The organism is Streptomyces sp. NPDC006544, assembly GCF_040611715.1.
In the GTDB taxonomy this organism is placed as follows: Bacteria; Actinomycetota; Actinomycetes; order Streptomycetales; family Streptomycetaceae; genus Streptomyces.
In genome coordinates this window covers 1-23,439 of record NZ_JBEXOV010000104.1, presented here as the reverse complement: position 1 = coordinate 23,439, position 23,439 = coordinate 1, and the positions used below count along the sequence as shown (strand labels likewise).

The 23,439-nt window shown below is 73.6% G+C and carries 27 protein-coding genes and 1 pseudogene; 4 read left to right on the top strand and 24 right to left on the bottom strand.

What is annotated here, in order from left to right:
• The 11 genes from lgt to hisI form a co-directional block, all read right to left on the bottom strand.
• On the bottom strand, positions 1-1,127 hold a 1,127-nt coding region (gene lgt, locus ABZY44_RS31920), incomplete at its 3' end, for a prolipoprotein diacylglyceryl transferase (RefSeq protein ID WP_356659946.1).
• A 78-nt stretch (positions 1,128-1,205) separates the two neighbouring features.
• Entirely contained in the window at positions 1,206-2,201 is a 996-nt protein-coding gene (locus ABZY44_RS31915) for a thioredoxin domain-containing protein (RefSeq protein ID WP_356659944.1), read from the bottom strand.
• Positions 2,202-2,320: 119 nt separating this feature from the next.
• Positions 2,321-3,133 carry a tryptophan synthase subunit alpha gene (gene trpA, locus ABZY44_RS31910; protein ID WP_356659942.1) on the bottom strand — a complete coding sequence of 271 codons (813 nt, stop codon included), beginning with the start codon at positions 3,131-3,133 and terminating at the stop codon, positions 2,321-2,323.
• Positions 3,130-4,377 (bottom strand): tryptophan synthase subunit beta, encoded by a 1,248-nt coding sequence (gene trpB / locus ABZY44_RS31905; protein ID WP_356659940.1) that lies wholly within the window; start codon positions 4,375-4,377, stop codon positions 3,130-3,132. Before trpB ends, trpA begins: the two co-directional genes overlap by 4 nt.
• Before the next feature lie 200 nt (positions 4,378-4,577).
• The gene (locus tag ABZY44_RS31900) at positions 4,578-4,787 is read right to left on the bottom strand and encodes a tryptophan synthase subunit(beta) (protein ID WP_356659938.1); all 210 of its coding nucleotides are present in this window, start codon (positions 4,785-4,787) and stop codon (positions 4,578-4,580) included.
• A 9-nt stretch (positions 4,788-4,796) separates the two neighbouring features.
• Positions 4,797-5,606 carry an indole-3-glycerol phosphate synthase TrpC gene (trpC, locus tag ABZY44_RS31895; protein ID WP_250743801.1) on the bottom strand — a complete coding sequence of 270 codons (810 nt, stop codon included), beginning with the start codon at positions 5,604-5,606 and terminating at the stop codon, positions 4,797-4,799.
• A gap of 162 nt (positions 5,607-5,768) precedes the next feature.
• Entirely contained in the window at positions 5,769-6,284 is a 516-nt protein-coding gene (locus tag ABZY44_RS31890; protein WP_356659936.1) for a DUF2752 domain-containing protein, read from the bottom strand.
• Positions 6,285-6,355: 71 nt separating this feature from the next.
• Complete coding sequence (locus ABZY44_RS31885) at positions 6,356-6,607, bottom strand: HGxxPAAW family protein (RefSeq protein ID WP_356659934.1); 252 nt, start codon at positions 6,605-6,607, stop codon at positions 6,356-6,358.
• 90 nt (positions 6,608-6,697) lie between these two features.
• Positions 6,698-7,381, bottom strand: a complete 684-nt coding sequence (locus tag ABZY44_RS31880; RefSeq protein ID WP_356659952.1) for a TIGR02234 family membrane protein — start codon at positions 7,379-7,381, stop codon at positions 6,698-6,700.
• An 11-nt stretch (positions 7,382-7,392) separates the two neighbouring features.
• Positions 7,393-8,883 (bottom strand): anthranilate synthase component I, encoded by a 1,491-nt coding sequence (locus tag ABZY44_RS31875; RefSeq protein WP_356659932.1) that lies wholly within the window; start codon positions 8,881-8,883, stop codon positions 7,393-7,395.
• 17 nt (positions 8,884-8,900) lie between these two features.
• On the bottom strand, positions 8,901-9,266 hold the full coding sequence (gene hisI, locus ABZY44_RS31870) for a phosphoribosyl-AMP cyclohydrolase (protein ID WP_356659930.1): 366 nt from the start codon (positions 9,264-9,266) through the stop codon (positions 8,901-8,903).
• Between the two features lie 84 nt (positions 9,267-9,350).
• Here hisI and ABZY44_RS31865 point away from each other — a divergent pair, with 84 nt between their 5' ends.
• Positions 9,351-9,983, top strand: a complete 633-nt coding sequence (locus tag ABZY44_RS31865) for a TIGR03085 family metal-binding protein (RefSeq protein WP_356659928.1) — start codon at positions 9,351-9,353, stop codon at positions 9,981-9,983.
• 8 nt (positions 9,984-9,991) lie between these two features.
• Here the strand turns inward: ABZY44_RS31865 and ABZY44_RS31860 are convergent, their stop codons facing one another.
• From ABZY44_RS31860 to hisD, 9 genes are all read right to left on the bottom strand, one after another.
• Entirely contained in the window at positions 9,992-11,272 is a 1,281-nt protein-coding gene (locus tag ABZY44_RS31860; RefSeq protein ID WP_356659926.1) for an MFS transporter, read from the bottom strand.
• 65 nt (positions 11,273-11,337) lie between these two features.
• Positions 11,338-12,093: an imidazole glycerol phosphate synthase subunit HisF gene (gene hisF, locus ABZY44_RS31855; protein WP_356659924.1), complete on the bottom strand. Its 756-nt coding sequence runs from the start codon at positions 12,091-12,093 to the stop codon at positions 11,338-11,340.
• Entirely contained in the window at positions 12,090-12,500 is a 411-nt protein-coding gene (locus tag ABZY44_RS31850; protein ID WP_356659922.1) for a RidA family protein, read from the bottom strand. Before ABZY44_RS31850 ends, hisF begins: the two co-directional genes overlap by 4 nt.
• The gene (priA, locus tag ABZY44_RS31845; RefSeq protein WP_356659920.1) at positions 12,497-13,234 is read right to left on the bottom strand and encodes a bifunctional 1-(5-phosphoribosyl)-5-((5-phosphoribosylamino)methylideneamino)imidazole-4-carboxamide isomerase/phosphoribosylanthranilate isomerase PriA; all 738 of its coding nucleotides are present in this window, start codon (positions 13,232-13,234) and stop codon (positions 12,497-12,499) included. Before priA ends, ABZY44_RS31850 begins: the two co-directional genes overlap by 4 nt.
• Positions 13,234-13,884, bottom strand: a complete 651-nt coding sequence (gene hisH / locus ABZY44_RS31840; protein ID WP_356659918.1) for an imidazole glycerol phosphate synthase subunit HisH — start codon at positions 13,882-13,884, stop codon at positions 13,234-13,236. The genes priA and hisH overlap by 1 nt, the downstream gene beginning before the upstream one ends.
• Positions 13,881-14,048 (bottom strand): hypothetical protein, encoded by a 168-nt coding sequence (locus tag ABZY44_RS31835; protein ID WP_215035051.1) that lies wholly within the window; start codon positions 14,046-14,048, stop codon positions 13,881-13,883. Before ABZY44_RS31835 ends, hisH begins: the two co-directional genes overlap by 4 nt.
• Before the next feature lies 1 nt (position 14,049).
• Positions 14,050-14,643 (bottom strand): imidazoleglycerol-phosphate dehydratase HisB, encoded by a 594-nt coding sequence (gene hisB, locus ABZY44_RS31830; protein ID WP_356659916.1) that lies wholly within the window; start codon positions 14,641-14,643, stop codon positions 14,050-14,052.
• Positions 14,640-15,815, bottom strand: coding sequence for a histidinol-phosphate transaminase (locus ABZY44_RS31825; RefSeq protein ID WP_356659914.1), 1,176 nt, complete (start codon positions 15,813-15,815; stop codon positions 14,640-14,642). Before ABZY44_RS31825 ends, hisB begins: the two co-directional genes overlap by 4 nt.
• Positions 15,812-17,143, bottom strand: coding sequence for a histidinol dehydrogenase (gene hisD, locus ABZY44_RS31820; protein WP_356659912.1), 1,332 nt, complete (start codon positions 17,141-17,143; stop codon positions 15,812-15,814). Before hisD ends, ABZY44_RS31825 begins: the two co-directional genes overlap by 4 nt.
• A gap of 146 nt (positions 17,144-17,289) precedes the next feature.
• Here hisD and ABZY44_RS31815 point away from each other — a divergent pair, with 146 nt between their 5' ends.
• The 3 genes from ABZY44_RS31815 to ybaK are packed head-to-tail and all read left to right on the top strand — an operon-like array spanning position 17,290 to position 20,154.
• Positions 17,290-18,894: an oxidoreductase gene (locus ABZY44_RS31815; protein ID WP_356659910.1), complete on the top strand. Its 1,605-nt coding sequence runs from the start codon at positions 17,290-17,292 to the stop codon at positions 18,892-18,894.
• 34 nt (positions 18,895-18,928) lie between these two features.
• Positions 18,929-19,666: an LON peptidase substrate-binding domain-containing protein gene (locus ABZY44_RS31810; RefSeq protein ID WP_356659908.1), complete on the top strand. Its 738-nt coding sequence runs from the start codon at positions 18,929-18,931 to the stop codon at positions 19,664-19,666.
• Positions 19,666-20,154: a Cys-tRNA(Pro) deacylase gene (ybaK, locus tag ABZY44_RS31805; RefSeq protein ID WP_356659906.1), complete on the top strand. Its 489-nt coding sequence runs from the start codon at positions 19,666-19,668 to the stop codon at positions 20,152-20,154. The genes ABZY44_RS31810 and ybaK overlap by 1 nt, the downstream gene beginning before the upstream one ends.
• 52 nt (positions 20,155-20,206) lie before the next feature.
• Here the strand turns inward: ybaK and ABZY44_RS31800 are convergent, their stop codons facing one another.
• The 4 genes and pseudogenes from ABZY44_RS31800 to ABZY44_RS31785 form a co-directional block, all read right to left on the bottom strand.
• Positions 20,207-20,917 carry a hypothetical protein gene (locus tag ABZY44_RS31800; protein WP_356659904.1) on the bottom strand — a complete coding sequence of 237 codons (711 nt, stop codon included), beginning with the start codon at positions 20,915-20,917 and terminating at the stop codon, positions 20,207-20,209.
• A 49-nt stretch (positions 20,918-20,966) separates the two neighbouring features.
• On the bottom strand, positions 20,967-21,731 hold the full coding sequence (locus ABZY44_RS31795; protein ID WP_356659950.1) for an ABC transporter permease: 765 nt from the start codon (positions 21,729-21,731) through the stop codon (positions 20,967-20,969).
• Between the two features lie 50 nt (positions 21,732-21,781).
• Positions 21,782-22,759, bottom strand: a complete 978-nt coding sequence (locus ABZY44_RS31790) for an ABC transporter ATP-binding protein (protein ID WP_356659948.1) — start codon at positions 22,757-22,759, stop codon at positions 21,782-21,784.
• A gap of 91 nt (positions 22,760-22,850) precedes the next feature.
• Positions 22,851-23,439 (bottom strand): annotated as a pseudogene (locus tag ABZY44_RS31785) (hypothetical protein); the annotation flags it as partial.

The following is a 23,439-nucleotide window of genomic DNA, read 5'->3' as shown; positions in this document are numbered from 1 at the left end:
TGCAGCGGTAGCTCTCGTTGCCGGTGTCGGTGAAGCGGCAGTCGGAGGCCGCTTCGGGGACGGGCTGGCCGCCGCCGCGGGGGGTGTGCATCAGCCTCGGCGCCGGCCGTGCCCTTGGCGTCGGCCTCGGCGTCCTTCGGCTGGGCGTTCGGCCGCACGTCCCCCGGCTCGCCGTCGGCGCCGGTCCCGCTCTTCGCGTCCTCCGGGCCGTCCGCGGCTCCGGCCCCGGCATCCGCCCCGGCCTCGCCTTCCACGGCCTTGGCCTCGGCCTTGGTCTCGGCCTTGGTCCCGCCCTCGCCGGTCGCGCCGTCCGCGGCGTCCGGCTCGACGGTCTCCTCGCGGCCCGGCCGCAGCTTCGCCGACAGCACCAGGTACGTCACGGCGAGCACGAAGACGACGATCGAGGTCCACACGTTGAGCCGCAGGCCCAGGACGTGGTGGGCCTCGTCGACCCGCATGTACTCGATCCAGCTCCGCCCGACGCAGTACGCGGCCACGTACAGCGCGAAGGCCCGCCCGTGGCCGAGCGTGAAGCGGCGGTCGGCCCAGATCACCAGCAGGGCGACCCCGACGCACCAGAGCGACTCGTAGAGGAAGGTCGGGTGGTAGGTCCCGGCGACGCGGTTCGGGCCGTCGGTGATCTCCACCGCCCACGGCAGGTCGGTGGCGCGGCCGTACAGCTCCTGGTTGAACCAGTTGCCCCAGCGCCCACAGGCCTGGGCCAGCGCGATCCCGGGGGCCAGGGCGTCCGCCCAGGCCGGCAGCGGGATGCCGCGCAGCCGGCAGCCGATCCAGGCACCGACCGCACCGAGGGCGATCGCGCCCCAGATGCCGAGGCCGCCCTGCCAGATCTTGAAGGCGTCGACCCAGTCCCGGCCCTCGCCGAAGTAGAGCTGGTAGTCGGTGACGACGTGGTAGAGGCGACCGCCGACCAGGCCGAACGGCACGGCCCACACGGCGATGTCCGCGACCGTCCCCGGCTTTCCGCCGCGGGCGACCCAGCGCTTGTTGCCGAGCCAGACGGCGACGAAGACGCCGATGATGATGCAGAACGCGTAGCCGCGCAGCGGGACCGGTCCGAGATGGAGCACGCCCGTCGACGGACTGGGAATGAAGGCAAGGTTCATGGCAAGACCCGACGCTACCCTGCCGGACGGTGCGGACCGCAACCCGCCCGGCAAGCTGCTGCCGAATCGAGACGGCCCTCAGTGGTTCATGGGCATCCCGGAGTGGTCCGCGGAGGCCTGACCGGAGGCGGAGGGCCGCACTGCGGAAGCCGGCCGGGACGGCGTCGCCGACCGGCCCGCCGACGGCGACCCGGACCGCGCGGCGGACGCCGAGGCCGACGCCGGGGAGGAGGGCTCCGAGGACTCCGGCGCGCCGGACGCCTTCCCGCCGCCGCCCGCTCCGCCCTTGGCGGCCGCCGCCGCCTCCACCTTCTCCTTGAGTTTCTGCGGGGTCAGCGGATTGGCCTGGTCCGCGAAGATGTCCTTGCCGTCGAGGAGCACCGTCGGGGTGCCGCGGAACTTGCCCGCGCGGAAGGCGTCCTGGGACTTCTTCACCCAGTTGTCGTGCGTGCCGTCCTCGACGCACTTGCGGAACTCCGGGGTGTCCAGCCCCTCCACCTTCCCCGCCAGTTCCAGCAGCTTCGCGTTCTTGCCGTAGGCGTCGTCCGTCTCCTCCGGCTGGTTCTGGAAGAGCAGGTCGTGGTAGGCGGCGAACTTCCCCGCGTCCTGCGCGCAGGCCGCCGCGTTGGCGCTCCTGAGGGAGCCGCTGCCGCGCATGTTCCCGTCGATGAGGGTGGCCAGGTGGTACTCGACCTTGAGCAGGCCCTTGGCCTCCAGGTCGCGGACGGTGTCCCGGTAGTTCGTCTCGAAGGCCTTGCAGGCCGGGCAGCGGAAGTCCTCCCACACGGTCAGCGTGGAGGGCGCCTCGTCCTTGCCGGTCTGGATGACGAGGGCGTCCTTGCCGGTGGCCCCCGACGGGGCGACCAGGGGGCCGCCCTTGGCGGAGGAGCCCCCCTTGCCGGTGTTCGCGGCGATCAGGCCGACGACGGCCGCCAGGCCGAGTACGCCCACCACCGCGGCCGCCACGACGAGGGTCCGCCGGCGCTTGTCCTTTGCCTTCTGCCGCTCGCGCTCCGCTTGGAGTCGCTCGCGGGCCGATCGTTTCGTCGCATCGCGGTTCGCACCGTCGTTCATGTCGCTCACGTTCCGCCAAACGAAGCGGGGAGGCACTCTCGTGCCTCCCCGCCCCTACTTCCACCCGATCGGGCTACAGAACCCGCTCAGGGGTCCGCATCCTCGATCGAACGCGCCCGTCAGCTCCTGCGCACGCCTTCGGCGAGCTCGCCCGCGAGCGCCTTGACGGCGGCCAGGCCGGCCGCCTGGTCCGGCGCGTCCAGCAGCAGCTTCACGAAGGCCGAGCCGACGATCACGCCGTCGGCGAAGCCCGCGACCTCCTTGGCCTGGGCGGCGTTGGAGACGCCGAGGCCGACGCAGACCGGGAGGTCGCTGGTGGCGCGGGTGCGGCGGACCAGGTCGGCAGCCTGGTTGCCGACCGATTCGCGGGTGCCGGTGACGCCCATGAGCGAAGCGGCGTAGACGAAGCCGGAACCGGCCGCCGTGATGGTGGCCAGGCGCTCGTCCTTGCTGCTGGGTGCCACGACGAAGACGGTCGCGAGACCGTGCTCGGCCGCGTGTTCCCGCCACAGCGCGGACTCCTGGACCGGCAGGTCGGGCAGGATGCAGCCCGCGCCGCCGGCCGCGGCGAGCTCGGCGGTGAACCGCTCGACGCCGTAGCGGTCGATGGGGTTCCAGTACGTCATGACGAGGATCGGGGCGCCGGTCGCCTCGTACGCCTCGCGGACGGTCCGCAGCGTGTCGGCGATCTTGACCCCACCGCGCAGTGCGATGTCGTCGGCGGTCTGGATGATGGCGCCGTCCAGGACGGGGTCGCTGTGCGGGAGGCCGATCTCGACGACGTCCGCGCCGCCCGCGATGACGGCCTTGACGGCCTCGATGGCCCCGTCCACGGTCGGGAAGCCCGCCGGGAGGTAGGCGACGAGCGCCGCGCGGTCCTCGGACTTCGCCTTGGCGAGCGTGGCCGAGAGGAGTTCGATGGTGCCGCTCACTTGGTCTCCCCCTCGGAGTCGTACAGGTCGAAGTAGCGTGCGGCGGTGTCCATGTCCTTGTCGCCGCGGCCGGACAGGTTGACGACGAGGAGGCCGTCCTTGCCCAGCTCCTTGCCGAGGTCCAGCGCGCCCGCGAGGGCGTGCGCGGACTCGATCGCCGGGATGATGCCCTCGGTGCGCGAGAGCAGCCGCAGCGCCTGCATCGCCTGGTCGTCGGTGACCGCCCGGTACTCGGCGCGGCCCGCGTCCTTGAGGTACGAGTGCTCCGGGCCGATGCCCGGGTAGTCCAGACCGGCCGAGATCGAGTAGGGCTCGGTGATCTGGCCCTCCTCGTCCTGCAGGACGTAGGAGCGGGAGCCGTGCAGGATGCCGGGCTCGCCCGCGGTCAGGGTGGCCGCGTGCTCGCCGCTCTCCACGCCGTGCCCAGCGGGCTCGAAGCCGACCAGGCGGACGCCGGCGTCCGGGATGAAGGCGTGGAACAGGCCGATGGCGTTGGAGCCGCCGCCGACGCAGGCCAGGGCGGCGTCGGGCAGGCGGCCCGTGCGCTCCAGGATCTGGCGGCGGGCCTCGACGCCGATGACCCGGTGGAAGTCGCGGACCATGGCCGGGAAGGGGTGCGGGCCGGCGACCGTGCCGAAGAGGTAGTGGGTGCGGTCGACGTTGGCGACCCAGTCGCGGAATGCCTCGTTGATGGCGTCCTTGAGGGTGCGCGAGCCCGACTTCACCGCGATGACCTCGGCGCCCAGCATGCGCATGCGGGCCACGTTGAGGGCCTGGCGCTGGGTGTCGATCTCGCCCATGTAGATGGTGCACTCGAGGCCGAAGAGCGCGCAGGCGGTGGCGGTGGCCACGCCGTGCTGGCCGGCGCCGGTCTCGGCGATGACGCGGGTCTTGCCCATGCGCTTGGTGAGCAGCGCCTGGCCCAGCACGTTGTTGATCTTGTGCGAGCCGGTGTGGTTCAGGTCCTCGCGCTTGAGGAAGATCCGCGTGCCGCCGGCGTGCTCGGCGAAGCGGGGCACCTCGGTGAGGGAGCTGGGGCGACCCGTGTAGTTGACCATCAGGTCGTCGAGCTCGGCCGCGAAGGCCGGGTCGCCCTTGGCCTTCTGGTACTCGACGGCGACCTCGTCCACGGCGGCGACGAGCGCCTCCGGGATGAACTTGCCGCCGAAGTCGCCGAAGTAGCCCTCGGCGTTCGGGATGTGACCCTCGGGGTCCGGGATGAAGAAGTGGGTGGCGCTGGACATGCCCAGGTACTCCTACGGATGCGACGCGGATGTCTTCACCGTATTGCGCCGCCCGCCCGTGGCGCCCGCACCCCGCTGGGGCGTGGGCGTACGGTTCGGGGCGGCCCGCGCCCGGAGCCGGCGGCTCGGGCGGCGGACCGTACGGGGACACCTCCGGGCTCGGCGTACGTCGTGTGCGTACGCCGTCCCGGGCGGCCTCGTTACGGCGCTGTCCCGGGTCGCCATCGCATGCCGTTGACCTGACCGGGCTCGGAGCCGATCACGTACCGGACCCGCCGCCCGTGCACGCGCCGGGCCGGGGCGCGGCAGCCGCGGGGGCGGCAGCCGCGCGCCAGGGGGGCGTGCGCCGTCGGCACGCCGGCCAGGCGCGAGCCGGGCCGGGTGCGGGCGGAGGGGCGGTCGTGGGCCATGGGGACGGGTCAGCTCCGCCCGTGGCGCAGGGCGGGGTGGGCGCCGGCGGCGACGAGGTCGGCCACGGCCGCCTTCGGGTCGCGGCCGGTCACCAGGGACTCCCCGACGAGGACGGCGTCGGCGCCCTCGTTGGCGTAGGCGATCAGGTCGTGCGGCCCACGGATGCCGGACTCGGCGACCTTGACGATGTGGGCCGGGATCTCGCCGACGATCCGCTCGAAAGTGGAGCGGTCGACCTTGAGGTCCTTCAGGTTGCGCGCGTTGACGCCGATGATCTTGGCGCCGGCGGCGACCGCACGTTCGATCTCCTCCTCGTCGTGGACCTCGACGAGCGGGGTGAGTCCGATGGACTCGGCCCGCTCGATGAGGGAGACGAGGGCCTCCTGCTCCAGGGCCGCGACGATCAGCAGCACGAGGTCGGCGCCGTAGGCGCGGGCCTCCCACAGCTGGTACGCCGTGACGATGAAGTCCTTGCGCAGGATCGGGATGTCCACGCGGGCGCGGACGGCCTCCAGGTCGGCCAGCGAACCGCCGAAACGACGCTGTTCGGTGAGGACGGAAATGACCGCCGCACCACCCGCTTCGTAGTCGGCGGCGAGCCCGGCCGGATCGGCGATGGCGGCCAGCGCGCCCTTGGAGGGGCTGGAGCGCTTGACCTCGCAGATCACCTTGACGCTGTCACCGCGCAGGGCGGCGACGCCGTCTTTGGCCTGGGGCGCCTTGGCGGCACGCTCCTTGAGCTCGTCGAGGCTGACGCGCGCCTGCCGTTCGGCAAGGTCTTCGCGGACCCCTTCGATGATCTCGTCGAGCACACTCACGCGAGCGGCCCCCTTCCGGGTCGATGACGGTCGGCCGCCTTGCAGACACGTTCAACTGCAAGGTCAGCACTTCAAATGGTATCCGCAGGACGCCTCGCCCTCCGCACGGAGCGGAGGGCGTCCCATCAAGTGGACATCTGGAATCTGACCTTCAGCTGCAGGTCAGGGGGCCAGGAACGATCCCGCGGGCAGGTTGCGGGCGACCGAGAAGACGAGGGCCACGGCCCCGGTCAGCCACCAGTACAGCGGCCTCATCACGAACCTCGGGGCCCGTCCGCCGCGCCAGGCGCGGACCAGCCACAGGACCATGAAGCCCGCGAAGACGAAATAGCCGACGACCGCGAGGGCATTCGCCCCGAGAGCCGCCGTGAGATCGCCGTGGGCGAACGCGTGCGCGCTGCGCAGGCCGCCGCAGCCGGGGCAGAGCACCCCGGTCAGCCGGAACAGCGGGCAGAGCGGATAGTGGCCGGGTTCGTTGGGGTCCACGGCGCCCACGTACGCGAGGGCAGCCGCGGCCGCGGCCAGCGTGAGCACCGGGGAGGCCAGACGCCGGCCCCGGGAGACCGGGCCGGGCGGCCCCGCGGACGGCGAGGCCGGGGGCCACGCGGACGGCGCCGTCGGCGTGGCCGGCTCCGGCGGCGACGACGGCGCGCGTTCGGGAGTGCGAGAGGCGTCCACCCGGTGATTCTCTCCGCTCATGACAAAAGGCGCAGCCCGACGGGGCCGCGCCTTTCGAACCCGCGTCCCGCTCAGACCTTGGCGGCGATGCGGTTGGCGGCGATGACCTCGGAGAGGTCGGTGTGCGCGGCCTTCGGCGCGCCCATGCCCGCCGCCTTCATCGCCAGACCCACGACACCGCCGAGCGCGACGACGACGAGGCCGGCCCAGAAGCCCAAGGGGTTCGCCAGCACCATGAAGGCACCGGAGATGCAGAAACCGATGAAGGCGATGATGACACCGGTCCAGGCGGCCGGGGTGTGTCCGTGGCTAGTGCCCGCCATGAGTTGCTCCTCGTTGTCCTGGGTTGCTCTGTCGCACGTGCTGTGCCGAACGCTCGATGGTCATTGTCCCGTACCGGGAGGCGGCGGACGTCACGGGGTCCCGGTCGGATCCTCGCCCCGGTCCAGAGCCTTCCACAGGTCCTCCGGCCGGTCCGGGTCCACCACGGCCGCCCTGCGGGACGGTGAGCCGGCCCGGCCGCCGTCGCGCTCGTAGCGGCCGCCCATCGCCGGCCAGGCGTGCCCGCACCACAGGGCGAGCACTCCTGCCGTCAGGATCAGCGCCGCGCCGCCGGCCGTCACGTAGGGCCACGCCGTATGGGTCAGTCCGGCCACCCGCGCGGCCGTGTCCGCCGTCGTACGGGCGGCGGCCGCGTCCAGGGCCTCGCGGCCGTCGGCGTACGCCAGGGCCGCCAGGGCCGCGCCCAGGCCGCTCAGCGCCAGCAGCGCCGAGACCAGCAGTCGGCCCCTGCCGCGTACGGCGAAGACGGCGACCAGCGCGGCGAGGCCGACGATGGCCAGGGCGGCGGGCACGCCGGTGACCGCCCGCCCGTCGGCGCTCAGCGGCAGGGAGCCGCCGCCGATGGCGGCGGTGCCCCGGGCCCAGACGCGGCCGGAGGCGAGCAGGACGACGGTGGCGCCCAGGGCGCCGAGCAGCAGGGCGGCGGCCACGCTGCGGCGGCCGCCCGCCTGGTCCCTCCCGGCTGCGGGATCGGGCCCGGAGGCGGCGGCGTCATCGGTTCGGGGCGGGGGTACGACACTCACGCACCCCACTATCCCCTACCCGCTCAGGCGTCGTGGAGGCGGTTCGCCGCCGCGACCGCGCGCAGCACCGCGGCGGCCTTGTTGCGGCACTCCGCGTCCTCCAGCTCGGGCACCGAGTCCGCGACGACTCCGGCGCCCGCCTGGACGTACGCCGTGCCGTCGCGCAGCAGCGCGGTGCGGATGGCGATGGCGGTGTCGGAGTCCCCGGCGAAGTCGAGGTAGCCGACGCAGCCCCCGTAGAGGCCGCGGCGGGTGGGCTCCAGTTCCTCGATGATCTGCATGGCGCGCGGCTTGGGCGCACCGGACAGGGTGCCGGCCGGGAAGCAGGCGGTGAGGACGTCGAAGGCGCTCTTGCCCTCGGCGACGCGGCCCGTAACGGTCGAGACGATGTGCATCACGTGCGAGTACCGCTCGATCTTCATGAACTCGACCACCTCGACGGAGCCGGGCGCGCAGACCCGGCCCAGGTCGTTGCGGCCCAGGTCGACGAGCATGAGGTGCTCGGCGCGCTCCTTGGGGTCCGCCAGCAGTTCCTCGGCGAGCTCCTGGTCCTGCTGCGGGGTGGCGCCGCGGTGCCGGGTGCCGGCGATGGGGTGGACCATGGCCCGGCCGTCCTCGACCTTGACCAGCGCCTCGGGGCTGGAGCCGACCACGTCGAAGCCGTTCTCGAAGCGGAAGAGGTACATGTACGGGGACGGGTTGGTGGCCCGCAGCACGCGGTAGACGTCGAGCGCGGAGGCCCGGCAGGGGGTCTCGAACCGTTGCGAGGGCACCACCTGGAAGGCCTCGCCGGCCCGGATCCGCTCCTTGACGTCCTCGACGGCGGCCTGGTACTTCTCGCCGCCCCACAGGGCCGAGTACCGCGGCAGCTCGGCGTCGGGCAGCGGGGCCGGGACGTACGGCGCGGGCCGGGCGAGGTCGGCCTCCATGGCGTCGAGCCGGGCGACCGCGTCGGCGTAGGCCTCGTCCACGCCGGTGTCGAGGTCGTTGTGGTTGATGGCGTTGGCGATGAGCTGGACCGTGCCGTCCCAGTGGTCCATGACGGCCAGGTCGGAGGTGAGCAGCATGGTCAGCTCGGGCAGCCGCAGGTCGTCGGCGGTGTGCTCGCCGATGCGCTCCAGGCGGCGCACGATGTCGTAGCCGAGGTAGCCGACCATGCCGCCGGTGAAGGGGGGCATGCCGGAGGTGAGGTCGCGGGGGGTGTGCAGGGCCTCGATGGTCAGGCGCAGGGCCTCGAGGGGGTCGCCCGAGGTGGGGACGCCGACGGGCGGGGTGCCGATCCAGTGGGCCTGGCCGTCGCGGACGGTCAGGGTCGCGTCGGAGCGCACGCCCACGAAGGAGTAGCGCGACCAGGAGCGGCCGTTCTCGGCGGACTCCAGGAGGAAGGTGCCGGGGCGTTCGGCGGCCAGCTTCCGGTAGAGGCCCACGGGGGTGTCTCCGTCGGCCAGCAGCTTGCGGCTGACGGGGACGACGCGGCGGTCTGCGGCGAGCTTGCGGAACGTCTCAAGATCCATTGCGTGAAACTACCTAGCTAGTCGGCGTCGCTGAGCAGGACATCGGCATCGAAACACGTCCGGGCGCCGGTGTGGCAGGCCGCGCCGACCTGGTCCACCCGGACGAGGAGGGTGTCGGCGTCGCAGTCCAGGGCCACGGACCTCACGTGCTGGAAGTGGCCGGAGGTATCGCCCTTCACCCAGTACTCCCGGCGGCTGCGCGACCAGTACGTGCAGCGGCCGGTGGTCAGGGTGCGGTGCAGGGCCTCGTCGTCCATCCAGCCGAGCATGAGCACCTCGCCGGTGTCGTACTGCTGGGCGATGGCCGGGACCAGACCGTCCGGGGAGCGCTTGAGGCGGGCGGCGACGGCGGGATCGAGAGAGGACGTACTCATGGACGCCATTGTGCCGGGCCGGGGCGGTGATCACGGAGCCCTGTCCGCCTGATGGGCGGCCGCAGTACGGGTTCCGGCCGTAGGCTGGCAGGCATGTCTACCCATGCGAAGCGTGAACGACTGCTCCTTGCCGACCTGTTGGAGGCGGCCGGCCCCGAGGCGCCGACCCTGTGCGCGGGCTGGCGCGCGCGGGAGCTCGCCGCCCACGTGGTGGTCCGGGAGCGCCGCCCGGACGCGGCCGGCGGGCTGCTGCTGAACGTCCTGAAGGCCCGCCTGGACAAGGCGATGGAGGAGTACGCGGCCAAGCCGTACGAGGAGCTCATCCAGCTCATCCGCACCGGGCCGCCGAAGTTGTCGCCGTACGCGCTGAAGCAGCTCGACGAGGTGGCGAACGCGGTGGAGTTCTACGTCCACTCGGAGGACGTCCGGCGCGCCCAGCCGGACTGGTCCCCGCGGACGCTGGACCCGGTCTTCTCCGACTCCCTGTGGTCCCGTCTGGAGAAGCTCGCGCGCCTGACCGGCCGCCGCTCCCCCGTGGGGCTGGTGCTGCGCCGCCCGAACGGCCAGACGGCGGTCGCCCACAAGGGCGCGCCGGTGGTGACGGTCACCGGCGAGCCGGGCGAGCTGACCCTGTTCTGCTTCGGCCGCCAGGACGCCGCCGCGGTGGAACTGGACGGCCCGAAGGAAGCCGTCGCGCAGCTCACGTCGGCCCGGCTGGGGATCTGAGGCCGGCCTCAGCCGAGCGCGAGCTCGGCGCGGCGGACGGCCGGCGCGGACGTGCCGATGACCGCGCCGGCCATGCTCACCGCCGCGCCCGCGAGGAACACCGGCGTGACCCCCCACAGATCCGCCGCGAAGCCGAAGACCGGGTACGCGAGCGGCGCCAGGCCCACGGCCGTGAAGGCCGTCACGGAGCTGACCCGCCCCAGGTACGAGGGGTCCGTGGCCGTCTGGATCAAGGCGATCGCCAGGCCTCCGCAGATCCCGCAGACCAGACCCGTCAGCACGGCCAGCGCGACCGCCACGGCCAGGCTCGGGGCCAGGGCCAGGCCGCCGATGCCGGCCGAGCCGGCGATCAGGGTGAGGTTCTGGACGGCTCCGGCCCGGGGGAAGCGGGGGACGAGGGTGAGCACCAGCGCACTCGACGCCGCACCCAGTCCCATGGCGCCGATGATCCAGCCGACCCCGCCCGGCCCCCAGCCGCGCTCCTCGCAGACCAGGATCAGTCCGAGCGTCAGCGGGGCGGAGGTGCCGATCTGGCTGAGCGCCCCGGTCAGGACCAGCGGGCCTATCAGCCCGTGCCGGCGGACGTACCCGAGCCCCGACCGGAGCTGGCGCCACGGACTCTCGGCGGCCGCACCGGCGCCGGCGCCCCCACCCCTCGCACCGCCCGCACCGCCCGCACCGGCGTCGGCGGCCCCTGCCGCGGCCGCCCCCGCCGGGGGTGAGATCCGTACCGCCACCAGCAGCGCCAGCGAGAGCCCGAACAGCGCCGACGCCACCCCGAAGGCCGCCGCCGGGCCGCCGAGGCCCATCGCGAGGCCCGCCACCGGGGGCCCGGCGGTGTGGCCCACGCGTTCGGCCAGGCTGCGCAGTCCCTGGACCCGGACCAGTTGCCCCGGCCCCGCGATCCGCGGCGGCAGGGCGCCGACGGCCGGCAGGAACAGGGCGTCCACGACACCGAAGACGAGCGCCACGAGGACCAGCACCCAGAGGCCCGGGGAGGTGAGCGCCACCAGCAGGGCCAGCGCGAGGACGACCGCGCAGCGCACCGCGTCCGAGGAGATGACGACCAGCCGCGGGCCGAAGCGGTCGGCCACGACCCCGCCGCCCAGCATGAGCAGCGCCCGCGGCACCGCGCCCACGGCCATCACCACGCCGACCTCCGCCGGCCCGGCCGTCCGGGCCGCCGTCCAGCCGAGGGAGAGGAAGTAGATCCCGTCCCCGACGAGCGACGCCCCGTAGGCGGCCAGCCAGCGCAGGACATTGGCGTCCCGCCAGACGTTCCGGCTCAACTGGCCCCCCCGGGCGCATCTCGGCGTACGGCCACCGGCCCGAGGCCGGGGGCCGGCGGCCGGCCTCAGCGGACCGGGTGGCCCGCCTCCCGCAGTGCTTCCTTGACCTGCCCGATGCGCAGGTCGCCGAAGTGGAACACCGATGCCGCGAGGACCGCGTCGGCGCCCGCCGCGATCGCCGGCGGGAAGTGCGCGAGCTCGCCCGCGCCGCCCGACGCGATCACGGGGACCGTGACGTGCCTGCGCACCGCCGCGATCATCTCCGTGTCGTACCCGTCCTTGGTGCCGTCGGCGTCCATCGAGTTCAACAGGATCTCCCCGGCTCCCAGTTCGGCCGCCCGGTGCGCCCACTCGACGGCGTCGACGCCGGCGCTGCGCCGGCCGCCGTGGGTGGTCACCTCGAAGGAGCCGGACGCGGTGCGGCGGGCGTCCACGGACAGCACGAGCACCTGGCGGCCGAAGCGCTCCGCGATCTCCCGGATGAGCTCGGGCCGCTCGATGGCGGCGGTGTTCACGCCGACCTTGTCGGCGCCGGCCCGCAGCAGCTTGTCCACGTCGTCGGCGGTGCGCACGCCGCCGCCCACGGTCAGCGGGATGAAGACCTGCTCGGCGGTACGGCGCACCACGTCGTAGGTGGTCTCGCGGTTGCCCGAGGACGCGGTGATGTCGAGGAAGGTCAGCTCGTCCGCGCCTTCGGCGTCGTAGAGCTTGGCCATCTCGACCGGGTCGCCCGCGTCGCGCAGGTTCTGGAAGTTGACTCCCTTGACGACCCGGCCGTTGTCGACGTCCAGGCAGGGGATCACGCGTACGGCCAGGGTCATGCGGACGCTCCTTCGGCCGGAGCGGCCCGGTCGACCGGCCCGAAGGCCTCGACCTCCACCTCGACGACCATGCTGGGCTCGACGAACCCGTTGACGATGATCATCGTCGCGGCGGGGCGGATCGCGTCGAACAGCTCCTTGTGGGCGCGGCCGACCTCCTCCACGTCCCGGGCGTGCGTGAGGTACAGCCGGGTGCGGACCACGTGCTCGGGACCGAGCCCGGCCTGCTCCAGGGCCTCGAAGGCCACGCCGAAGGCCTTGACCGTCTGGTCGTACGGGCCGCCCGCGTCGGCCCCGGTGCAGCCGGAGACCAGGACCAGGCCGGTGGGGAGCTGCACCGCCCGGGAGTAGCCGATGACGTCCTCGTAGGGGCCGCCGGAGGAGATGCGTCGGATGTCGGAGCTCATGCGGAGACCACCTTCAGGGCTTCTTCGAGCGTGAACGCCTTGGCGTACAGGGCCTTGCCCACGATCGCGCCCTCGACCCCGTCCCCGACCAGGGCGGCCAGTGCGCGCAGGTCGTCGAGGGAGGAGATGCCGCCGGAGGCGACGACGGGCCGGTCGGTGGCGGCGCAGACGTTCTTCAGCAGCTCCAGGTTGGGGCCGGTGAGGGTGCCGTCCTTGCCGATGTCGGTGACGACGTACCGCGCGCAGCCTTCGGAGTCCAGCCGCGCGAGGGTCTCGTAGAGGTCCCCGCCCTCGCTGGTCCAGCCGCGGCCCTTGAGGGTGGTGCCGCGCACGTCGAGGCCGACCGCGATCCGGTCGCCGTGCTCGGCGATGGCCCTGGCGGCCCACTCGGGGGTCTCCAGCGCGGCGGTGCCGAGGTTGACGCGGGTGCAGCCGGTGGCGAGGGCCGCGGCGAGCGAGGCGTCGTCGCGGATGCCGCCGGACAGCTCGACCTTGATGTCCATGGCGCCGGTGATCTCGGCGACGAGCGCGCGGTTGTCACCGGTGCCGAAGGCGGCGTCCAGGTCGACCAGGTGCAGCCATTCGGCGCCCGAGGACTGCCAGGCGAGGGCCGCCTCGAGCGGGGAGCCGTAGGAGGTCTCGCTGCCGGACACGCCGTGTACGAGGCGGACGGCCTGACCGTCGCGGACGTCGACCGCGGGGAGGAGTTCCAGCTTCGCTGCGGGCAAGGTCATCAGAGGGTCTCGATCCAGTTGGTGAGGAGCTGGGCGCCGGCGTCCCCGGACTTCTCGGGGTGGAACTGGGTGGCCCACAGGGCCCCGTTCTCCACCGCCGCGACGAACCGCTCGCCGTGCGTGGCCCAGGTGACCTTGGGGGCCTTGATCAGCGGGTTGGTGACTTCCAGGGACCAGTCGTGGGCCGCGTAGGAGTGCACGAAGTAGAAGCGGGCCTCGTCGTCCAGGCCGGCGAAGGCCTGGCTGTCGGCGGGGGCCTCCACGGTGTTCCAGCCCATGTGGGGGACGACCGGGGCCTTGAGCGGGCCGACCGTGCCGGGCCACTCGTCGAGGCCCGAGGTCTCCACGCCGTGCTCGATGCCGCGTTCGAAGAGGATCTGCATGCCGACGCAGATGCCCATGACGGGGCGTCCGCCGGAGAGGCGGCGGCCGATGATCCAGTCGCCGCGCGCGTCCTTGAGGCCCTGCATGCAGGCGGAGAAGGCGCCGACGCCGGGGACGAGCAGTCCGTCGGCGTCCATGGCCTTGTCGTAGTCGCGGGTGATCTCCACGTCCGCGCCGGCGCGCGCGAGGGCGCGCTCGGCGGAGCGGACGTTGCCGAAGCCGTAGTCGAAGACCACGACCTTCTTGGTGGGGCTGACTGCGCTCATTCCCAAATCCCCTGGATCCGCAGGACTCCGGCGGCGAGGCACATCACGGAGCCGATGGCGAGCAGGATGACGACCGAGAGGGGCATCTTCTGCTTCTGGAAGGAGTAGACGCCGCCGGCCAGGAAGAGGCCGAGGACGATCAGGATCGTGTTGAGCCCGTTCACGCTAGAGGGCACCCTTCGTGGAGGGCAGGATGCCGGCGGCGCGGGGGTCGAACTCGGCGGCGTAGCGCAGGGCCCGGGCCAGTGCCTTGAACTGGCACTCCACGATGTGGTGGGCGTTGCGTCCGTAGGGCACGTGGACGTGCAGCGCGATCTGGGCCTGCGCGACGAAGGACTCGAAGATGTGCCGGGTCATCGTCGTGTCGTACGAGCCGATCATCGGCGCCATGTTCTCGGGCTCGGTGTGCACGAGGTACGGGCGGCCGGACAGGTCGACGGTCACCTGGGCGAGGGACTCGTCGAGCGGCACGGTGCAGTTGCCGAAGCGGTAGATGCCGACCTTGTCGCCGAGGGCCTGCCGGAAGGCGGCGCCGAGCGCGAGGGCGGAGTCCTCGATGGTGTGGTGGCTGTCGATGTGCAGGTCGCCCTCGGTCTTGACCGTGAGGTCGAAGAGGCCGTGGCGGCCGAGCTGGTCGAGCATGTGGTCGTAGAAGCCCACGCCCGTCGAGACGTCGACCTTGCCGGTGCCGTCGAGGTTTATCTCGACGAGGACCGACGTCTCCTTCGTGGTCCGTTCGACCCGTCCGATGCGGCTCATGCGTGCTGCTCCTTCTTCAGTGCGCGAACCGCTTCCAGGAACGCGTCGTTCTCGGCCGGGGTGCCCGCGGAGACCCGCAGCCAGCCCGGTACGCCGTTGTCCCGGACCAGGACGCCCCGGTCGAGGATCTTCTGCCAGGCGGTGTGGGAGTCCTCGAACCGGCCGAACTGGACGAAGTTCGCGTCGGACTCGGTGACCTCGAAGCCGATCCCGCGCAGCTCGGTGACCAGGCGGTCCCGCTCGGCCTTGAGCTGCTCGACGTAGCCGAGCAGGGTGTCCGTGTGCTCCAGGGCGGCCAGCGCGGTCGCCTGGGTGACGGCCGACAGGTGGTACGGAAGCCGTACGAGCTGCACGGCGTCGACCACGGCCGGGTGCGCGGCCAGGTAGCCCAGGCGCAAGCCGGCCGCCCCGAAGGCCTTGGACATGGTCCGGGAGACCACCAGGTTCGGGCGGCCCTCGATCAGCGGCAGCAGCGAGTCCCGGTGGCTGAACTCCACGTAGGCCTCGTCGACGACGACCAGGCTGGGCCGGGCCTCCTGCGCGGCCTCGTAGAGCGCCAGGACCGTCTCCGCCTCGACCGCGGTACCCGTGGGGTTGTTGGGCGAGGTGATGAAGACGACGTGGGGCGCGAGGGCGGCGATCGCCTGCTCGGCGGCCTGGACGTCGATGGTGAAGTCCGCCCGGCGCGGGCCGGAGACCCAGTCCGTTCCGGTGCCGCGCGCGATCAGCGCGTGCATCGAGTACGAGGGCTCGAAGCCGATCGCGGTGCGGCCGGGCCCGCCGAAGGTCTGCAGCAGCTGCTGGAGGACCTCGTTGGAGCCGTTGGCGGCCCATACGTTCTCCCGCGCGACGGCGTGCTTGCCGGTGCGGGTGAGGTAGGCGGCCAGCTCGGTGCGCAGCTCGACCGCGTCCCGGTCGGGGTAGCGGTTGAGGGTCCGGGCGGCCTCGGCGACGCGCTCGGCGATGCGGGCGACGAGTTCCTCGGGGAGGCCGTACGGGTTCTCGTTGGTGTTCAGCTGGACGGGCACGTCGAGCTGCGGGGCGCCGTAGGGGGTCTTCCCGCGCAGTTCGTCCCGGATGGGGAGGTCGTCGATGCCGAGGGCGGCGGTGTCCCGGGTGCCCGCGCCGCCGTCGGCGCCGGGGCCGTCCACGCCGGCGGTGTCGTCGCTCATGCCTGCGGCACCTTCCAGCCGAAACGGGCCTTGAGGGCCGCGCCGTGTGCGGGCAGGTCCTCCGCCTCGGCCAGCGTCACCACGTGGTGGGTGACCTCGGCGAGGGCGTCCCGCGTGTAGTCGACGATGTGGATGCCGCGCAGGAAGGACTGCACGGACAGGCCGGAGGAGTGGCAGGCGCAGCCGCCGGTGGGCAGCACGTGGTTCGACCCGGCGCAGTAGTCGCCGAGCGAGACCGGGGACCACGGGCCGACGAAGACCGCGCCGGCGTTGCGCACGCGGGCGGCCCAGGCGGCCGCGTCGGCCGTCTGGACCTCCAGGTGCTCGGCGCCGTACGCGTCGACGACCTTGAGGCCGTCCTCGAGGCTGTCGACCAGCACGATCGCGGACTGGCGGCCGGCCAGCGCGGGCTTGATCCGGTCCTCCACGTGCTTGGTGGCCGCGACCTGCGGCTCCAGCTCCTTCTCCACGGCGGCCGCGAGCTCCGCGCTGTCCGTCACCAGGACGGCGGCGGCCAGCGGGTCGTGCTCGGCCTGGCTGATCAGGTCGGCGGCGACGTGCACGGGGTCGGCGGTGTAGTCGGCGAGGACGGCGATCTCGGTCGGGCCGGCCTCCGTGTCGATGCCGATCTTCCCGGTGAAGTAGCGCTTGGCGGCGGCGACCCAGATGTTGCCGGGGCCGGTCACCATGTTCGCCGGGGGGCACCCGTCCGGGCCCGTGGTCCCGTACGCGAACATCGCGACGGCCTGGGCGCCGCCGGCGGCGTACACCTCGTACACGCCGAGCAGCGCGCACGCGGCGAGGATCGTGGGGTGCGGCAGACCGCCGAACTCGGCCTGCGGCGGGGACGCGAGCGCGATCGACTCGACGCCCGCCTCCTGGGCCGGCACGACGTTCATGACGACGGAGGACGGGTACACCGAGCGGCCGCCCGGGGCGTACAGCCCCACCCGCTCCACCGGAACCCACTTTTCGGTCACCGTGCCGCCGGGAACCACCTGAGTGGTGTGCTCGGTGCGGCGCTGGGCCCGGTGCACGACCCGGGCGCGGCGGATCGACTCCTCGAGGGCGGCGCGGACGGCCGGGTCGAGCTCTTCGAGAGCGGCGTCGATCGCCTCGACGGGCACCCTGACCTGGGCGAGGGTGACTCCGTCGAACTTCTGCGCGTAATCGATCAGCGCCGCCGTCCCACGATGATGGACGTCCTCGCAGATGGGCCGCACCTTCTCCAGGGCGGCTTCTACGTCGAACTCGGCACGGGGCAGCAGATCGCGCAGGGCGCCACCCTCGGGGAGGGTGTCGCCGCGCAGGTCGATACGAGAGATCACCTCCCAATTCTCTCAGACCGCCTCCCGCCACCGTTCGCCCGTATCACTGGCTGATACACGCCGCGGACGTTCACGGATGTCCCGGCCGCCCTCTAGCGTTCGGGGGATCGCGGTGACGTCCGCCGCGACAGCGGAGGGGGGCCGCCATGGCCGAAGTACGTCAGGACGCGGAACCGCCCGATCTCACCGGTCCCGAACAGCGGATGTGGAGCGCGTACCGCACGGGCAGCGTCTGCGATCTGAGCACCGGCGTGGCCGACCGCGACGATCCGCACGCCGATACGGTCTGGGGTCCCGAGCGCAGCGTCCGCGCGGGGGTGGTGGCGCTGCTGCTGCTCCACGGACCGGGGCCGGTGCCGGGCCGGGTGGCCTCGCTGAAGCTGCGCGGGGTGCGGATCACCGGCCGGCTCGACCTGTCCGGGGGCACGGTCGACCCGTACGTGGAACTCCAGTCCTGCCGCTTCGACGGCGAGATCCAGCTCTCCGAGACGCGTTTCGGCACGCTGCGGCTGGTCAACTGCGCGATCCCGCGGCTGGACGCGGCGCGCCTGCACACCGAGGGCGATCTGCACCTGCCGCGCTGCCGGGTGGCGCGCGGGATCCGGCTGACCGACGCGCAGATCGGCACCGACCTGCTGATCAGCGAGGCGGTGGTGCGGCGGGACGGCAAGGGCCGGGCCGTGGCGGCCGACGGGCTCTCGGTCGCGCAGGACTTCCAGGGCGAGCTGCTGCGGACGTACGGGGAGGTGAGCCTGCGCGGCGCCAAGGTCGGCGTGTCCATGAACCTGCGCGGGGCGCGGCTGAGCAACTCCCACGGGCGGCGCGCGCTGAACGCGCCGCAGCTCACCGTCGAGCGCACCCTGTACCTGACCTCGATCGCGCAGGCCTACACGGCGGGCGATTTCGACTCCTCCTCCACTCCCCCGTACGGGCTGGGTCCGACGCCCGTGCGCGGGCAGCGGGCGCGGCCCTTCGAGTGCCGGGGCGGGCTGCGGCTGGACGACGGCCGCTTCGGCGACGCCGTCGACTTCTACGGCGCCCGCTTCGTCCTCGCCGAGGACCAGGAGGTCTCGCTGCGCCGGATCCACACCCCGGAGCTGCGGTTCGTGGGCGAGCGGCCGGAGCTGGGGCGGGTGGTGGTGTCGGGGGCGCGTGTGGTCAAGCTCGTCGACACCTCCACGAGCTGGCCGGGTCCGGGCCGGGTCTTCCTGGAGGGGTTCGGCTACGAGAACCTCGCACCCCGGGGGCACTTCCCCTTCGCCCGCCGGCTGGAGTGGCTGGAGGCGGCCACGACCGAGTACTCCCCCGAGCCGTACGAGCGCCTCGCCGCCGTGCTCCGCGCGTCGGGGGAGGACGCGGACGCCCGGGAGGTGCTGCTGGCCAAGCAGCGGCGCAGGCGGGCGACGCTGCCGCCGGGGCTGCGCGCGTGGGCCCGGCTCCAGGACTGGACGGTGGGCTACGGCTACCGGCCGGGGCGGGCGGCCCTGTGGATGACCGTGCTGTGGGCGGCGGGCGCGCTGCTGTTCTCCCTGCACGCGGCGCCGGCGCCGATCAAGGCCGAGGAGCACCCGGCCTGGAACGCCCCGCTGTTCGCCCTGGACCTGCTGCTCCCGGTGATCGACCTGGGCCAGCAGGACCAGTGGGATCTCAAGGGCGGCTGGCAGTGGGGCGCGGCGACGCTGGTGATCCTGGGGTGGATCCTGGCCACGACCGTGGCGGCGGGCGCGTCCCGCCTGCTGAGGCGGGGGTGACGGCTCCGGGCCCCCGGCCATTACCCTGTGCCTCGTGACCACCGTTCGCCTGCCACTCTTCCCCCTGAACTCGGTGCTGTTCCCGGGACTCGTCCTCCCGCTGAACATCTTCGAGGAGCGTTATCGCGCCATGATGCACGAGCTGCTGAAGGCGGGCGAGGACGAACCGCGCCGTTTCGCGGTCGTCGCGATCCGCGACGGCAGGGAGGTCGCACCGACCGCGCCCGGACTGCCGGACCAGACGTCCGTGCCCGAGCGCGGCCCGGCCGCCGGATTCGGCGCGGATCCCATCCAGGCGTTCCACCGGGTGGGCTGCATCGCGGACGCGGCGTCGATCCGGGAGCGCGAGGACGGCAGCTTCGAGGTGATGGCGACCGGTACGGTCCGGGTCCGCCTGCTGTCGGTCGACGCGTCCGGGCCCTTCCTGACGGCGGAGCTCGAAGAGCTCCCGGAGGAGACCGGTGAGGGCGCGGGTGCGCTGGCGGAGGGCGTGCTGCGGGCGTTCCGCGCCTACCAGAAGCGGCTGGCGGGAGCCCGCGAGCGGTCCCTGACCGGCATGGAGCTCCCCGACGAGCCGTCGGTGGTCTCCTACCTGGTCGCGGCGGCCGCGGTGCTGGACATCCCGGCGAAGCAGCGCCTGCTGCAGGCCCCCGACATCGCGACCCGCCTCGCGGAGGAGCTCAAACTGCTGCGTGCGGAGACGGCGGTCATCCGCCACCTCCCGTCGCTGCCGGCGGTGGACCTGACGCGCGCGCCCACGAGCCCGAACTGATGGCGAGGAAGAAGCCGGCGGGCACCCCTGCCATCGCGGCGCTGACGGCGGCGGGCACCGCTTTCACGGTCCGCGCCTACGAGCACGACCCGGCGCACCCGTCCTACGGCGAGGAGGCCGCCCAGGCCCTCGGCGTCTCCCCGGCGCAGGTGTTCAAGACGCTGCTGGCCGACGTGGACGGCTCGCTGGTGGTGGCGGTGGTCCCGGTCTCGGGCAGTCTGGACCTCAAGGCGCTGGCCGCCGCGGTGGGCGGCAAGCGCGCGGCGATGGCCGACCCGGCGCTCGCGGAGCGCACCACGGGCTACGTACGGGGCGGGATCTCGCCGCTGGGCCAGCGCAAGCGGCTCCGTACGGTGCTGGACGTCTCGGCCTCGGGCTTCGCCACGATCTGCGTGTCGGCGGGCCGCCGGGGCCTGGAGGTCGAGCTGGCCCCCTCGGACCTGGCCGCCCTGACGACGGCCACGCTGTCCCCGATCGGCCGGCCTTAGCTCCCGGAACCGGCCGGCCTCAGCTCCGCCCCCGGCCGGCCGCGTGCCGGGATCAGGGGCGCGGGGGCTCCTGCGGGGACGGCTCCGCGGGACGCGCGGGGTCGGCGGGAGCGGGATCGGCGGGTGCCGGGCCGTCGGCCCGCGGCGGCGCCTGCGCCGCGTAGTGCTCCGGGGACCAGGACAGTGACATGGCCGGCGCCGGATCGCGCGGTCCCCACAGGGCCGTCAGTGCCAGCTGGACGATCACCGCGGCCATGGGCCAGGCGAGCAGCGTCCCGTGCGCCATCAGCTCCAGCGGGGCGTCGAAGGGGACGCCCTTGCCCACCCGCCGGGCCACCGCGACCAGGTCCGGGGACGGCCCCAGCCACAGGCCCACGCGCCAGCCCACCAGAGCGGCGAACACCGAGCCGACGGCGAGCCCGATCACCTGCGCGACGCCTCCGCGGCGGCGCCACAGGAACACGGCCGCCGCGCTCAGCACGCCGAACCCGGCCGACAGCAGGAAGAACGTGGCGTCCGCCCCGATCCGCGCCTCGCTCTCGGTGTTCTTAAGGAACACGGCCTCGCCGTTGGAGACGTACTGGACGCGGGGGGCCAGCCACGCCCACAGCAGGGCGAGCAGCACACCGGACACACCCACCACGAGGGTGATGGCGGCCCCGTCGCGGAGGTCGGCCGGGGACACCGCGGGCTCGGACGGGGGCGAAGCCGGCGGGAACGGCGGCTCGTCGGGCTGGTCATAAGAGGTCACGGCTTCGGTCACTCCCACATCGTGCCAGGTCTCGGACGGGCCGGACCGACCGCCTTCGGCGTCAGCGGACCGCCGCCCGCCGGTACGCCCACGTCGCGACGGCCAGGGACAGGACGCCCACCGCCGCGCAGACGCCGAGGTCGAGGAGGACCGCCGCCCAGTCCGGGTGCGGCTCGAAGGTGCGGGCGAAGGCCTCCACCCCGTACGTGGACGGCAGCAGGTCCCGCGCCCACACGATGACGTCCGGCATCCGCTCGGGCGGCAGTACGCCCAGCAGCAGCGCGGCGGACATGCCGAGCTGTCCGGCCAGGGTGGCCAGTTCCTGCCGCGGCGCGAGCAGCCCCAGTGCGGCACCGAGCCCGGCGAGCGCGGCTCCGGCCAGCGGCACCACCGCGGCGAGGATCCACAGGCCGCTCATCGGCAGCCCGAACAGCACGGACCCGAAGACGGCCGTCACCAGCGTTCCCGGCAGCGTGAAGGAGGCGTACGCGGCGGCGGCGCCCAGCACCACCGAGGCGGGCGGCACCGGCAGGGTGGCGTAGTGGTCCAGGCCGCCGCTCGCCCGCAACTGCCCGAAGTACTGCGCGAGCAGGTTGAGCGCGACGAAGGCGACGACCAGCACGGACGAGCCGGCGACCACGGCCCGCGCCTCCGAGCCGCCGTCGACCACGCCTCTCATGAGGATCATGATCCCGACGGACTGGAAGGTGGCCACGAACAGCAGCGGGATGCGCGAGACCCGCGCCCGGGAGAGCTGCGCGCGGTAGACGGCGGCGAGCGCCGGGAAGAACCGGGCCCGCGGGGCCAGCACGCCCTCGCCGCTCACGGCGGCGGGAGCGGCGGCGGTGGCGGCAGCGGTGGCAGCGGCTGTGGCGCTCACGCCTTCACCAGTCCCTTCGACGTACGCCCGCCCAGTGCGAGGTACACGTCCTCCAGGCTCGGCGTCGCCAGCGTGAAGTCGTCGAGGGCGGCGAAGGCGGGACCGCCGGTCAGGGCGGCCACCGCCGTCCGCGCCTCGTCCTGCCCGAGCCGCAGCACCCAGCGGCGCCCGGATTCGACGGCCGCCGCGGCGAGCGCGGCGACCTCCGGGACCTGGAGCGGCGGCGCGGTGCGCCAGACGAGTTCCAGGCGGACCTCGTCGGACACCTGGGCCTTGAGTCCGGCCGGCGTGTCGCAGGCGATGACCCGGCCCTGGTCGATGACGGCGACCCGGTCGAGGACGGTCTCCGCCTCGATGACGTTGTGGGTGACGAGCAGCACGGTGGCGCCCGCCCGCGCGCGGCGCCGGTCGACGGCTGCCCAGACGGCCCGCCGGGCCACGGGATCCATGCCGGTCGTGGGCTCGTCGAGGACCAGCACGGGCCGCTCCCCGACCAGCGCCGCGGCGAAGCACGCGAGGCGCCGCTGGCCGCCGGAGAGCTTCTTCAGGGGCCGCCCCGCGATCCCGGTCAGCCCGAGCTCCTCCAGTACGGCGTCCCGTGCGGTCCGCGCCTGCCTCACCCCCAGCCCGCGCAGCCGGCCGGTGGTCTCGGCGGCCAGTGAGACGGTGAGCTCGTCGAGGGCGGTGGATTCCTGCCCGAGGTAGGCGAGCAGCCGGCTCGCCCGTTCGGGGTGGCGCACGAGGTCGTGGCCGAGCAGGGTCACCGCTCCGGCATCGGGCCGCAACAGCCCGGTGAGCTGGCGGACCAGGGTCGACTTGCCGGCGCCGTTGGGACCGAGCAGGCCGAAGATCTCTCCGCGCCGGACGTCCAGGGAGATCCCGTCGGTGGCCCGGGTCTCGGACAGGGCCGGTACTCCGCGCCGTCCCCGGACCGCGGGATACGTCTTGACCAGGTCACGCACCGCGCAGACCACGTCGGAGGCGAGTCCCGCGGCCGCTGCCGTGCCCGTTTCAGCCTGTGCTGTGCCCGTTCTCACGAGGGAGCAGCCTACGGGGTTGCGGCCCCTACTCGGCTGCCGGGGCGGCCGCGGCGGCAGCCACCGGCGCGATGGGGGCCGCGGGGATCGTCGGGGCGCCCGGCGCCGCGGCGGGGGGCGGGCCGGTGGCGGCCAGGTGTTCGGCGGCGGCCCGTACGTCGATCTCGCGCCAGAAGCCGGCCCGGATGGCGTAGCGGTCGTGCTCGTCGATCTGGTCGTCCTTGTGCGCGAGGAGTCCGAACCGGGCGGCGTAGCGCAGCAGCTCCCCGTCGATCCGGTGCGGGATCCGCGGGTACATGGTGGCGAGTTTCTGCAGGTGCACGGTCTCCGGGAGCCGTTCCATCCAGCGCCGGGCGAACACCTGGCCGACCTCGAACGGGTCGCCGCCGACGGTGGTGATGTCCTCCTCGCGGTCCGCCCAGCGCTGCTCGGCGGAGGTGAGCTGGGCGAGGGTGGGCAGCGAGGCGGTCTCGGCGGGCTCGCCGAGGGGCCCGGCGCGGTCGATCCAGCCCTTGTCGGAGGACCAGCGCAGGGCGCTGGTCGCCGGGGGCGCCGTGCCCGCCGGCGGGGCCGCGGGCGCGGCGGCCCCCGCCGGCGGGCCGGGGCCGTCATCCTGC